Annotated in this window: 12 protein-coding genes; 4 read left to right on the top strand and 8 right to left on the bottom strand. The window is 41.8% G+C overall.

Annotation, left to right across the window (positions count from 1 at the left end):
• Window positions 1-142: 142 nt before the first annotated feature.
• From PULV_RS12225 to PULV_RS12195, 7 genes are all read right to left on the bottom strand, one after another.
• Window positions 143-1345 (bottom strand): type III PLP-dependent enzyme, encoded by a 1203-nt coding sequence (locus PULV_RS12225; protein WP_086745235.1) that lies wholly within the window; start codon window positions 1343-1345, stop codon window positions 143-145.
• Window positions 1346-1626: 281 nt separating this feature from the next.
• Window positions 1627-1875: a DUF3862 domain-containing protein gene (locus PULV_RS12220; RefSeq protein ID WP_086745234.1), complete on the bottom strand. Its 249-nt coding sequence runs from the start codon at window positions 1873-1875 to the stop codon at window positions 1627-1629.
• 10 nt (window positions 1876-1885) lie between these two features.
• Window positions 1886-2752, bottom strand: coding sequence for a CsiV family protein (locus tag PULV_RS12215; RefSeq protein WP_086745233.1), 867 nt, complete (start codon window positions 2750-2752; stop codon window positions 1886-1888).
• Between the two features lie 2 nt (window positions 2753-2754).
• Window positions 2755-6228, bottom strand: a complete 3474-nt coding sequence (gene mfd / locus PULV_RS12210; protein ID WP_193331852.1) for a transcription-repair coupling factor — start codon at window positions 6226-6228, stop codon at window positions 2755-2757.
• An 88-nt stretch (window positions 6229-6316) separates the two neighbouring features.
• A complete protein-coding gene (locus tag PULV_RS12205; protein WP_193331851.1) occupies window positions 6317-7204 on the bottom strand; it encodes a carbon-nitrogen hydrolase in 888 nt (295 codons plus the stop codon).
• A 4-nt stretch (window positions 7205-7208) separates the two neighbouring features.
• Window positions 7209-8246: an agmatine deiminase family protein gene (locus tag PULV_RS12200; RefSeq protein ID WP_086745230.1), complete on the bottom strand. Its 1038-nt coding sequence runs from the start codon at window positions 8244-8246 to the stop codon at window positions 7209-7211.
• Window positions 8247-8331: 85 nt separating this feature from the next.
• Complete coding sequence (locus PULV_RS12195) at window positions 8332-8910, bottom strand: PilZ domain-containing protein (protein WP_086745229.1); 579 nt, start codon at window positions 8908-8910, stop codon at window positions 8332-8334.
• Window positions 8911-9041: 131 nt separating this feature from the next.
• Between PULV_RS12195 and PULV_RS12190 the strand changes: the two genes are divergently transcribed.
• Window positions 9042-9473 carry a GNAT family N-acetyltransferase gene (locus tag PULV_RS12190; RefSeq protein WP_086745228.1) on the top strand — a complete coding sequence of 144 codons (432 nt, stop codon included), beginning with the start codon at window positions 9042-9044 and terminating at the stop codon, window positions 9471-9473.
• Here PULV_RS12190 and PULV_RS12185 read toward each other — a convergent pair.
• Window positions 9437-10234 (bottom strand): substrate-binding periplasmic protein, encoded by a 798-nt coding sequence (locus tag PULV_RS12185; protein WP_086745227.1) that lies wholly within the window; start codon window positions 10232-10234, stop codon window positions 9437-9439. The two genes, PULV_RS12190 and PULV_RS12185, sit on opposite strands and share 37 nt — an antisense overlap.
• 138 nt (window positions 10235-10372) lie before the next feature.
• Here PULV_RS12185 and msrA point away from each other — a divergent pair, with 138 nt between their 5' ends.
• The 3 genes from msrA to PULV_RS12170 all read left to right on the top strand — a co-directional run bounded on the left by msrA (window position 10373) and on the right by PULV_RS12170 (window position 13681).
• On the top strand, window positions 10373-11662 hold the full coding sequence (msrA, locus tag PULV_RS12180; protein WP_227009399.1) for a peptide-methionine (S)-S-oxide reductase MsrA: 1290 nt from the start codon (window positions 10373-10375) through the stop codon (window positions 11660-11662).
• 300 nt (window positions 11663-11962) lie between these two features.
• On the top strand, window positions 11963-12949 hold the full coding sequence (locus tag PULV_RS12175) for a hypothetical protein (protein ID WP_193331850.1): 987 nt from the start codon (window positions 11963-11965) through the stop codon (window positions 12947-12949).
• Window positions 12950-13015: 66 nt separating this feature from the next.
• A complete protein-coding gene (locus tag PULV_RS12170; RefSeq protein WP_193331849.1) occupies window positions 13016-13681 on the top strand; it encodes a methyl-accepting chemotaxis protein in 666 nt (221 codons plus the stop codon).
• Window positions 13682-13756: the final 75 nt, after the last annotated feature.

Raw genomic sequence — 13756 nt, 5'->3', positions numbered from 1 at the left:
GATTTTTATACGAAGTGAGAATTGGACAGTCTTCAATTGCTCAAATGGGGATCTCACTTTACCTCAAGAATCCCCATTTAAACCCCATTTAAAATAGCCATCAACTGATGTCACCAACGCGAGTATAAAAGCGTTTATGACCTTAGATAACTTGGCTTAATGAGTCGACAGCATGATATTCATTTAGGATCACAAATTGCGCCTTTTTGAAGAAGTTGAACTCTGTTGCGGTGGCACTAGTGTATGCGCCCATCATGCGACCTATGATTAAATCACCATTGTTTAATTTTGGTAGCATGATACTTTCTGCAATTACATCAATGCTGTCACATGTCGGCCCTGCAAGGACACTTTCAAAACGTTCACCTTGCCAATACAGTGCATCAACAGGGTAATTACCTTCATCAAACATAATGCCGCTGAAAGAACCATAAATTCCATCATCTAAGTAATACCAAGTTTTACCATCTCGTTCAGCTTGACCCATTACAGAAGCAACACTGGTCACAGAAGGAGCCACAATAAAACGACCCGGTTCAGCAATCACTTGTGCATACGCAGGCAATGCCGTGAGTGCGTGGCGAATAGGTGCACAAAACTCATCAATTGGCATCACTTCTTGGGAATAAGTCACAGGGAAGCCTCCACCAATATCGAGGGTGTGAAGAGTCGGTAACCCAAGCGCTTCAACTTGTGAAAACAGCTCAACGCAGCGGCCGATAGCGTGTACATATTTCTCAGGGTTAGCTGTTTGTGAACCAACATGAAAAGACAACCCGCGCACAGTAATGTTTAACTGATGGGCATAAGCAATAATCTCAATCGCTTTATCAGGACTGCAGCCAAACTTTTTAGAGAGATCAGCAAACGCTTGTGCATTTGGAAAGCTTAAGCGAACTAAAATTTCTGCCTTATCTGCATACGGAATAAATTTTTCAAGTTCATTGATATTATCAACCACAAATGTTGTACAGCCATATTCAAGGGCTACTTTAATATCGCTGTCACGTTTAATTGGGTGAGTATGAATTGTTTTATTGGCAGGCACACCCTGACTGGCAACTAAATCGACTTCGCCATTGGTAGCTAAGTCAAAATAGGCGCCTTCAGCTAATAGTGTGCTCACAACCGCAGGGTGAGGCAGTGGTTTAAGAGCAAAGTGTAAAATAACGTTTGGCAGAGCGGCCGCAAGCGCGCGATATTGGTTACGCACCACGTCACAATCTAAAATCATTAACGGCGCACCCATACGCTCAACTAATGATTCGATTAATTCGATTTCAGACTCATCTTTGGCAGAAAAAGAGGTAAATTCAACGGCGTTTTTTACTGGGGTGACTGTCATGCCAACTCTCCGATTAAAGTAAAATTACTAACAAAACCTTGCTGGTTTGAATTATTCATTTTGAATAACTCTTAAGCGTTAATTTCACTCTTGGATAGTTGCTCTATCGCCTGGTCGCAATTAAATGCGATGTACTCGGATTGGCTATCAACAAGAAGCAGCGCAATAATATTGAAATAAAATGATGATGCAACCTTTTTCTTAAATTTTCATAAATAAATATAAATTCAATTTGATTGCATATCTATTGAAGTGGCCGCAAAGGGAATACGGCACTAAATTTAGAAGCCTTTTTTACTGTATAGAGTGACTTTATCTGATACCAGCGTCACAGAAATATTTTTACTTTCGCCGCCCCATGTACAGTTTGTATGGAGCGTTTTTTCTTCACATTGGTCTGCAGAGCCTAGTAATGCTTCAATTTCAGTCTTGTCCATGCCTACAGTGATTTGTTGGTAATGTTCGATATCAACTTTGCTACAGCCAACAAGTGCCGCAGAAAAAGCGGTAATAGCCAATAATTTTTTCATAGCGATTCCTTTAGTGTTTAAATTTTCGGATTTGAATAATTAAGCCAAACTTTGGGTGGTCTAAATAGTGGACATCGCCACTATAGACTCGGCGAAACTGTTCGAAATAAGCGCTTTGGATCTCACCAGAGACAGCGTTATTTTCTAAATAATTAAACTGCGCGTTGATAAACAGATAATGCTGAACATAAATCTGAATTTGCCCATCGATTTGCCAAAGGGTAGAAGCTGGCGGCAGTGCTTCTGTTTGATTATCAACGAGTAAAAGCGCAAGTAGATCGTTACTCGGCGCTTGATTACTTGGGCGAGTCGCCTCGATAAAGCTCATTTGCGCGGCGTTTTCGAGTTTTTTTCCCGCTAATACGCGGTAATAAGGTGCACGTTTCTCTGGCTCTTCAGGAAATCGCCAGCCAGTATGAAGCAGAGGTTTCAGCCCTTGATTTTTTAAGCGTTGCATTACATCGTTAAATTGTAATTGCTCTGGTGCCAATAAATAAACCGAATCCATATGGTCAAAAGGCTCAGCAGAAAGCACCACAGGAATGCGATCAAGGCCGGATAGATATTCCCCTTGTTCCGGGCAATCAACCGATTGGATCACTTGACGGTCACTAATTAACGCATCGCCAGCGAGGACAGGGCGTGCATTATTTAGGCATGCGTTTAATTGCTGTTGCTCAATCTGATTGATAAGCAGCTGTTGGCTCTGGGTGTTATTAATAGGTTTTAGCTCAAACGAAAAGTCTTCGCGCAATAGCGGATCTGATTTTTGTTCAAAAATAATGATCTCGGCCTCAAACCAACGAGTGGCTTCGGCCCATGTTGAACCGATCATCAATGGTAGGCACCAAAGGGCAGACACTAAACGATTTTTCATATTTACTCACTCACCTTGTGTGCAAAATCATTCAGCATATTGCTGATTAACGTTAAACGCGCTGCACTGTCGGGTTCTTCGATATTAAATCGTAACTTATTTGCGCCTTCCATTCTATAAACCTTTGGATTAGTTTGTAAAAGGGCAATTATAAAACGAGGGTCAACCTTTGTTTGTGCACCAAATTCAATAAAGCCGCCTTTAATGTTGGCTTCAATTTTACTGATCCCCAGTTGTTGAGCACGAAATTTGAGCTGCTGAACAGCAAACAAATTTTTAGCTGGTGTGGGTAATAAACCAAAACGGTCAATTAACTCAACTTGTAACTCATCGATTTGTTCATTGTCTTGGCAGCTGGCGACACGTTTGTACAAACTTAAGCGTGTGTTGACATCGTAAATATAATCATCAGGCAGCAAGGCTGGGATTTTTAAATCCACTTCAGTTTGTTGCTGCAATAAGTTCTCAAGAGTAGGCTCTTTACCTTGTTTAAGTGCTTCAACGGCTTGTTCAAGCATTTCCATGTATAAGGTGAAGCCAATTGATTGAATTTGGCCACTTTGATCATCACCGAGTAATTCACCGGCACCGCGAATTTCTAAATCGTGAGTGGCCAGAGCAAAACCTGCACCTAAGTCTTCAAGTGATTCGATGGCATCGAGTCGTTTCGCCGCATCTTTTGAAATAGCTTTTGGATCTGGAATCAATAAATAGGCATACGCTTGGTGATGGCTGCGCCCAACACGACCACGTAGCTGATGCAATTGTGCTAAACCGAGTTTATCGGCGCGATCGATGATAATCGTATTAGCTGTGGGTACATCGATGCCTGTTTCAATAATCGTTGTACAGACCAAGACATTGTATTTTTTATGATAAAACTCAGCCATTAAGTGCTCAAGTTCACTCTCACGCATTTGCCCATGGGCTGTAGTGATGCTGGCTTCTGGGACGAGCTCAGCCAGATCTGCGGCCGTTTTTTCAATCGTTTCAACATTATTGTGTAAATAATATACCTGACCACCGCGTTTAATTTCGCGCAATATGGCTTCGCGTTTTAAATCGGCTTCACCTTTACGGACAAACGTTTTCACTGCTAAGCGTTTGGCAGGGGGCGTAGCGATAATGGACAGATCACGCATGCCACTCATGGCCATATTTAATGTCCGTGGAATAGGTGTGGCCGTTAAGGTCAGAATATCGACATCAGCGCGTAATGATTTGATTTTTTCTTTTTGTCTGACACCAAAACGGTGCTCTTCATCGACGATAAGTAAACCGAGATCTTTGAAATTAATGCCTGACTGAATAAGTTTATGGGTACCAATAACAATATCAACCTGACCAGATTCAAGCTTTTTGAGGACTTCGTTTTGCTCTTTGGTACTTTTAAAACGTGACAGGACATCGACTTCAACGGCCAAATTTGCAAACCTATCTTTAAAGTTTTCGTAATGCTGCTGTGCTAACAAAGTGGTTGGCACTAATACCGCGACTTGCTTGCCTTCGTTGACCGCAACAAATGCAGCACGCATGGCCACTTCTGTTTTACCAAAGCCCACATCGCCACAGACTAAGCGGTCCATTGCTTGATTGCTTTGCATGTCAGTCAAGACGGCAGAAATGGCATTTTTTTGATCGTCAGTTTCTTCAAATGGGAAGGTATCAACAAACTGTCGGTAAGCCTGTTTATCATGTTTAAAGGCATTGCCGAGTTTCACTTTGCGTTTAGCATAAATATCGAGTAATTCGGCCGCGACATCACGTACTTTTTCGGCCGCTTTACGTTTTGCTTTTTCCCAGACATCTGATCCGAGTTTGTGCAACGGAGCGCTACTTTCTTCGCCTCCCGAGTAGCGGGTCAGCATATGTAACGCTGAAACGGGGACGTATAACTTAGCTTCGCCATTATAAGTGATGGTAACAAATTCAGTCTGAACACCCGCGGCATCGAGGGTCTGTAATCCTTGATAACGCCCTACACCATGATCTAAATGGACAATAGGTTGGCCTACCTTAAGCTCTGCGAGATTACGGATAATGGCATCTTGGCTTGCTTCGTATTTGTGTTTACGACGACGGCGCTGTGAGACTTTGACACCCAGTAGCTCTTGTTCCGTAATAAGCGTGAGGCCCGGTTTGCCAGGTAAAAAGACACTTTGCTCAAGAGGACAAACGATTAAACCTGTGTCAGCGTCACTATTAGTAAACAGCTCAAAGCTGTCAAAGGTGGTTACTTTAATGCCTGTTGGTTTGAACAAGCTTAATAAAGATTCTCTGCGACCTTCACTTTCAACACAAAACAAGACGCGGTTTTTGGCCTTTTTCTGCTTGACTAAATAATCTGAAATGGCAGCAAACGGCGCTTTTGCTTGGTGATCAACCCGAATGTCTTCAATCAGTGCAGCATTTAAATTGTGATGACCTGCTTTGGTACCAAGGGTGGCTTGTGATAACGCAATCCGCGAAAAACGGCCAATATTGGCAAACAATTCTTCAATGGGCTGATACAGTGCAACAGGCGCAAGCAGGGGTCGCAGTGGGTCAACTTTGCGGTTTTCGTAGCGTTTTTCGACATCTTGCCAAAAGCCTTGTGCGCTGTGCTCGATATCACCCAGCGTCATCATGACGGCATCATCAGGTAAGTAGTCAAACAAGGTCGCTAGTTTGTCGAAAAATAAGGGTAAGTAATATTCGATGCCTGCAGGCCAGGCACCTTTGGAGACTTGCATATAAATTGAGTCTTGATCACTGGTCGCGCCAAAGTGCTCTCGGTATGCGATACGAAAAGTCTCAATGTCTTTATCTTGGGTCGGAAACTCATGGGCGGGCATTAAATCGATTTTGGCAATGGGCTTGCTTGAACGTTGGGTTTCAACATCAAATAAGCGAATGCTGTCAATTTCATCATCAAACAAATCGAGGCGTATTGGCTCTTTACTGCCCATCGGATAAATATCAACCAGCGAACCGCGTATTGCAAATTCACCATGTTCCATCACTTGTTGTACATTGAGGTAACCTGCACCATCAAGATTTAAGCGCAGTTGTTGCGGGTCAATTTTATCGCCTTGCTTAAACACAAGGGTATTGCCATAAATAAATTCGGCTGGCGCGGTGCGCAGCATTAAATTCGACACCGGTAACAGTAAAATGCCCGTTTTACTTTGTTTTAAACGATTAAGGGTCGCTAAACGTTGTGAAATAATGTCTTGATGGGGCGAAAAATGATCATAGGGAAGGGTTTCCCAATCAGGAAAAACCATAACACTGTGTTCGGGCAGTAAATATTCCAGTTCAGCTTCTAGCTTTAAGGCGCTGGGCGTATCGGGGGTAATTAACACAACTAAGGAATCATGGCTTTTTACACCTTGTGCAATGGCAATACTGAGCGCGCTGCCTGTTAATTGTCCCCAGTGGATTTTATCTTTTTTTGATTTAATCCAAGGTAATTGTGCCCAGTGTGTAAGTGCCATTAAAAACTCCGTAGCAAAGTAAAGTAACGTCGGTGCGTTTTGTTATTTTTTATATGAAAAGGCCATGAAAAACATGGCCAAATACAGGTTAATCGCGGTAAATCTTTAATAAATCTTGGTAGTGATCAATGCGTCGATCACGAAGGTATGGCCAGATGCGTCGTATATCTTCACTGCGTTGCATATCAAGCTCAACAGATAAAATTTCGTCATCTTTGGCTCCTGCATGAGCGAGGATCTCACCTTGTGGCCCAGCAATGAAAGAATTACCCCAGAACAAAATACCTTCAGAGCTATTACTTGGATCACTTTCATGGCCCACGCGATTACAACTGATCACTGGAATACCATTGGCCACAGCATGAGCGCGTTGTGAGATAACCCAAGCGTCACATTGGCGAGTTTGCTCGTCAATATCATCACGAGTATCCCAACCAATAGCCGTTGGATAGATAAGCATTTCAGCCCCAGCCATGGCCATAAGTCGCGCTGCTTCAGGGAACCATTGATCCCAACAGACTAATACACCCAGTTTGCCCACAGAAGTTTGAATAGGTTCAAAACCCAGATCTCCAGGGGTGAAATAGAACTTTTCATAAAAGCCCGGATCGTCTGGAATATGCATTTTGCGGTATTTTCCAGCGATAGTGCCGTCAGATTCTAAAACCACCGCGGTGTTATGATATAAACCGGTGGCACGCTTTTCAAACAATGAAGCGACAATGACGATATTCAGCTCTTTGGCTAGCGCACCTAACGTATCTGTGCTTGGGCCAGGGATTGTTTCGGCTAAATCAAACAGGTCAGTGTCTTCTGTTTGACAAAAATACAGGCTGCGATGTAATTCTTGCAGGACAACCAATTGTGCCCCTTTGGCCGCAGCCTTTCTGATCCCATCTTGAGTTTTTGCGAAATTATGCGCCAAATCGGCGCTGTTGCTGTGTTGCACTAACGCAACATGTAATGGTTTAGTCATAAGGTTACCTCAAAAAACCGGTAGGCAATTGCATCGAGATACAATGCAAGCTGCCAAATTGATGGATCAATGGTAAACAATCAACACCTATCACTGTATGTTCTGGGTAAGCTTTAGCGACTTGTTCAAGGGCGAGTTGATCGTGTTCATCGCGATAAGTAGGCACTAATACGGCACCATTGATGATTAAAAAGTTTGCATAAGTTGCAGGAAGACGATCCCCATTGACATCGTATTTTGCACTTGGCCAAGGCAAAGGCACTAAATTAAAGGCGTGATTATCTTTGTTGCGAAGTGCCCGTAGCTCGTTTTGCATCAAGTTTAGTTCTGTATAATGGCTATCTTGCGGATCATCGCATTGTACATAAACCAAGGTGTTATTAGGAGCCAGTCGTACTAATGTGTCGATATGGCTGTCTGTATCATCACCTTCTAGGTGACCATGGTGCAACCATAAAAAGTGTTCAATACCCAGTTTGTCACTGAGCAGAGCTTCAATCTCAGCTTGCGTCATATTCGGGTTACGATTGTCATTGAGTAAACAAATCGAGGTTGTGAGTAACGTTCCTTGACCGTCGGATTCAATTCCACCTCCTTCAAGCACCATATTAATTGTTTCGTGATGGGCATCTTGATGCAACACAGCTTCAAACACTGCTTGATTAATGGCGTTATCACGTTTGGCGTCAAACTTGTTGCCCCAACCATTAAAGGTAAAATCAAGCGCTCGAACTGAACCATCTTCTTGATAAACGCTAATTGGGCCGTGATCACGTGCCCAGGTATCATCAATAGGTGTGACGACAAACTTAACGTTAGTTAAGTCAATTTGATGAGTCGTGAGTAACTGACTAACATGTTGTTTTAACTGTTCATTATGAACCACTAAGACCAACGATTGAAACGCAAGAATATGGCGGCACAGCGCAAGATAAACAGGTTCAACATCCGATAAAATGGGTGCCCAGTCTGTATCTGCATGTGGCCAAGTAAACATAATGGCATCTTGTGATGCCCATTCAGCGGGAAGTGTGTAAGCCATAATATTGGTTAGCTAGGGTAAATAGGCCGATATTTTAGCATTAAGTCACACGCTGTCAGCAACTTTGTCCAAATAAATCGTGTATTTAAAGAGGTGAACGATTACGGTCACGTAACTGTCTTGATTGTGCATGTAAGCTCGCTCTGACCATGAGCTCTTGATCTTCTGGGCGAATTTGACAAAAAGCCAAGGTATAGTGGCAACCTGTTTCGTGAGGTTGTTTTAAAATGATTTGGCTATAACAAAAAACAGCCGCCGCTTCGTGATGAAGAAACAACTTAGTACAAAAATGCTGCCCTAAAGGGAAATCTGTCTCATCAAAGACGACGACGCCACCACCGCCATAGGAAATCGTTTGAGACTGTTGTTCATCTTGATGCTCAGTGGCAAGGATATGCGCCATGATTAAGTCGATTTTACGAGATTGCAGTTTTAAAAATTGTGCCAGTTCATCTGCAAGGTCACCTAATCCTCTTAAAGGTCGCAGGGCATTTTGCTCTAGTGTATTGACTTCGTTGGCCAGTTTAAATAAAGGTGGAATAGTCATTTCGAGGGTGTGAACATCTCCTGGCACTAGATGAGGAGACACAGCCTTTAGGTTGACTTTAATCACTTCTTGGATTTGAAAATATTGATTAAACACGTCAAGTTGTTGGTTAGACATAAAATAGCCACTTAAAATTAACTAATCCATTGATTATGCTTATGTTAGCGAGCAACCGATAAAATAGCTAGTTCACTTTAACGGCTTTATAATCAATCATAAAGCAAAACAACATGATGAGAGGATGAATTATGATCCATTTCAGTCACTCAGATGACGCTGATGGGGCAATTAGCGCACAATTGCGCGCAAAAATAATTGCATTCAATCAACAGCATTTTGAAGTGAAAGAGCGTTTTCCGATTGCCATCAAGGCTTGTAATGACCAAGGTGAATTAATGGCGGGGATAAGCGGCAATACCTTTGGTAATTGGCTGCTGATTGATTGGTTATGGGTTGACAGTGCGTTACGAGGCCAGAAAATAGGCAGTCGATTACTTGAAGAGTTAGAGCATCAAGCGGTGCTCAGGGGGTGTAAAAAAGTAATGGTAGATACCCTTGAGTTTCAGGCGCCTGATTTTTATCTGAGTCATGGCTACCAAGAGGCATTTGTAATGAGTGAGTATCCAAAAGCATCACAGCGATATTATTTTTTTAAATCGTTAAATTCAGGGTTAAGGTAACGTGTGAAAATTGGGATTGTATTAAAAGCACCAATTTTTTGCCACAGTGTTTGGGCTAACTGATGTTGGGACTCATAAAACTGATATGAAAAAACGAGATACCCATGCTTGACCACCAACGGCGGAAACATATGGATAAGATTAGGATATTCAGATTGAGGCAGGTGAGGAGAGGTTTCACTAATTTGGCACAGAGTGAGTGCCAAATCGACACGTTTTTCTTTTAGTAAACGTTGTGCAGTATTGGCTGAGTCAGTTTGTACAACTTTGAGTGGCAATTGTTCTAATTGCTCTAAACTCGAATACCCTGCAGGTAAGGCGATGGTTGGCTCGCTTATTCCACTTAATGATAAACCATCCCAAGTTATTTCGGTTTCTGAACGGCGGATAAAACACGTACCATGCTCACTAATCGCGCGGGTAGAGTCGATCTGATTATTCACTTTTGGGTAGACACCGAGGGTTTCTCTTTTCAGTTGATAACTGGCAATAATCGCGTCGACTTTGTTGTGTTTTAAATCATTTAAACAACGTTTCCATGGTTGGCGGATAAATGTAAGTGATAATTGCGGTATTTCTGATACAACTTGCTGAAGTACTTCTATTGTTGCGCCTGGCTCTTGGGGTGGAGTGGCAGGGCCTTTACCTAAAAAATAAGGGGGCAGCTCTTTGTCTTCATAACAAAAAAGTAAGTTGATGGAGTTATCAACAGCAAATAAGGACGCTGAATACACATAGAGTATAAATAAGAGGTATTTCACAAGTGATCACTTCATTTACTGGTCATGTATATAGATTAGACAATAACCAAGGAAACAGCCTTATTTCTTTTATTTGAAATTAACCACAGGCTTCTAAGGTCTTGTTAGTGAATATGATGAAAGATCAACAGGTGAAGTATGAAGAGTAAACCAATGTATTTATTAGGTTATGTGTTGCTTAGTTTATGTATTACAGCATATACAAATAGTGGGCATGCAGCACCAAGCAGTGAAAAAAAACGAGCAACAGAACATATTGAAAAGATTGTGCTTGGCTCTGGTTGCTTTTGGGGAGCAGAAAAGCGTTATCAACAAATAGACGGTGTGATCAATGCGGTATCGGGATATGCAGACGGACAAGGAGTCTCACCTACCTACAGAGCAATCACTAAACGAAGCAATAAGCACAATCCAAACAATCATGCCGAGGTAGTGGAAGTCACTTACAACAGCAATCGTGTCAGTGCAAAAACATTGTTGATGCACTTTTTCGAGCATCATGATCCGACACAGTTAAATCGTCAAGGAAATGATATTGGCACTCAATATCGCTCAATCATCCTGACCACCACAGAGCAACAGTTAAAGACGGCTGAAGAATTAAAAACACAATTTCAACCATTATTAACCCAGCAAGGTTTTGGTGAAATCGCCACAATTATAAAACCATTGGATACATTTTATAAGGCAGAAAGCTATCACCAAGACTATTTAGCCAAAAATCCAAATGGGTATTGCCCAGATTTGAGAACCGGAGTGACATTTACCCAAGCTAAGACCGTTGCCGATAAAACAGACAATACTCTTTTGTTCCAAGGAAAACATATTGTGGTCATTGAGTCACAAGGCTATTGTCCTTACTGTGAGAAATTTAAAAAAGACGTGTTAAATGATTACCAAGGAAGCATTCCAGTCACTACACGTTTAGCCAGCCAGCTTGATGGATTAACTATCAGTACCCCCACTTGGGCGACACCCACTATTTTGTTTATTGAAGATGGGAAAGAAGTATTTGGTCGCCAAGGGTATTTGAATCCAGAAGAGTTTTACCTCATGTTAGGTCAATTTAAACTCGGTAAGAGTGAAGCGTTTAATGTTGCATTCGATGAAGGAACAGACGGGCGATTTTGTAAGGAATATGAGATTTTCAAAAATACCCCAGATGGTGTTTTCATTGATAAATTAAGCGGAGCTCCTTTGTTTGATACTCGGCACCGCTTTAACTCGGGGACAGGATGGTTATCCTTTACACGCGCTTTACCCGATAGTGTGATTGAAAAAGCGGATAACCGCTATGGTATGCGCAGAACTGAAATCCGCTCTAAATCATCTGGGATCCATTTAGGACATGTTTTTGACGATGGCCCTAATGGTCAACGACGCTTTTGCATTAATGCTACAGTTCTTGAGTTTAGACCGCGTACTTAACGCGCCAATTCACTGTTTAAAAAAGTGTTTATATTTTTTCCTAATAAAAACAGATTTGTCTATTCTTAGGGTAGGTGGACTGTTTGGGATAATTTATGATCAGCTTTATAGAAAAAATGAAACTCGCTAACCAATTGAGAATGTCGTTCTTACTTTTGGTTACTTTACTGATAGTTGTGTCTATCTCAAGCTACGTAGGTTTGTTGTCATCGGAGAATAACTTTAAGCAATATAGAAACTTAGCAATCAATACAAACTTGGCGGGGAGACTGCAAGCAAATTTGCTGTACTCCCGCCTTAATGTCATTAAAATACATCAATGAAAATGATCCAGAAGCTTTAGCGGATTTTAAACAACGAATATTAAGCTCCAAAGAGTTTGTCACTGAAGCGCAAGATTCGATTAGCAATCCAATCCGCTTAGGTTTAATCGAACAAAGTATCAATAATATATCACTGTACGAAAATCACTTTGAAACGGTGGTGAGCTTAATCGCTAAGCGCAATGAAATTGTGAGTACAGAGCTTGATCCTGCAGGAAAAGCGATGCGTGTATTAGTGACAGAGTTGCTTGATGCAAATCAAAACGCTTCGAACGAACAAGTCTATACCTTAGCAAAATTACAAGAGTCTTTATTATTAGGTCGGCTGTATGTTGTTAAGTTTTTAGTAACAAATCAAATTGATGATGCAAAGCGTGCCCATGATGAGTTGGGGGTGAACACCACTAAAATGTATCAACAAGCGCAGGATGTTTTAACATCTTCGGTGGATCAAACTAAATTACAACAGTTCATGACCCTCAAAACGCAATACCTTAATGCGTTAGATGCAATCGAAAAAATCATTATTGAACGCAACACGATAATTAATGATCAATTAAATGTGATTGGTCCGCAAATAGCGAATGACTTAGAAGATATTAAATTGAGCATCAAAGCAGAGCAAGATGAACTAGGCCTGCAAGTAATAGCTGATGTTGAATTTATGGTTTATTTAGTTAAAGGGGTGTCTCTTGCGGCTTTAATATTTGGTTTGGTTATGGCGGTGATATTACCTAATATCATTTGCAAACCAATCGGTGGTGAGCCGGCAGAAATCGCCGCAATTACAGCTAAAATTGCCAAAGGTGATTTATCTCAAGAATTTAGTAATGACTCTGAATCAACGGGTATTCTTAAATCCATAACTAGCATGTCGCAAAGTTTAAAAGCCGTTGTGCTGCGAATTATTGGCAATGGAGACGAAATTAAGGATGCCGCGCTCAATGCAAATGAAGTCGCATGAAGTACGAACGAAGCGGTCAATATTCAAAGAGAACGAACCGCGCAAATAGCCACGGCAATCAATCAAATGGCGTATAGTATTCAAGAAGTCGTCAAACTATCTACAAACTCAGCCGAGTCAGCCAATGAAGCAAAAACAACAGCAGATAATGGATTGCAATTAATCGATAAAACGGTCTCGGTAAACAATCATCTTGCAGAGACAATTGAAAGGGCGATGAGTGACATGAACGACTTAGCGCAAAGCAGCGATTCGATTGGTGCTGTCGTCGAAGTGATCAGAAAAATATCTGAGCAGACCAATTTACTTGCTTTGAATGCCGCCATTGAAGCTGCACGAGCAGGCGAGCAAGGTCGCGGTTTTTCAGTTGTTGCAGACGAAGTGAGAAGTTTAGCCCAGCGAACTCAAGAATCGACCAATGAAATCCAAACAATGATCGAAGCACTGCAAACAGGGAGTCAGGCTGCGGTGAGTAGCATGTCAAGCAGTAGTCAAGAAGCCCGCAACTCTGTGCAGTTATCTGCAGATACACGGGACGCCTTGACACAAATATTGGCTATGATCAGCTCAATTAATGATATGAATAATCAAGTGGCTGTTGCTGTCGAAGAACAATCGAGTGTGTGCGAAGACATTAACCAAAATATCACCGGCATTGCTCAAGCATCGGAAACTTCTGCTCAAAGTGCGCAGCAAGCGGCGCAGTCCAGCGAAAGAATGGAAATGAGTTAGCATTAATTGCTCAGGAGTTCAAAGTTCGCTAATCGCACAAAATGATAATCAAAAGGAATGAAGATGCTGTTTTCA

This window comes from Pseudoalteromonas ulvae UL12 (genome assembly GCF_014925405.1).
Lineage (GTDB): Bacteria > Pseudomonadota > Gammaproteobacteria > Enterobacterales > Alteromonadaceae > Pseudoalteromonas > Pseudoalteromonas ulvae.
Note: the sequence above shows the minus strand (reverse complement) of the source record. Positions and strands in the feature narration are given on the sequence as shown.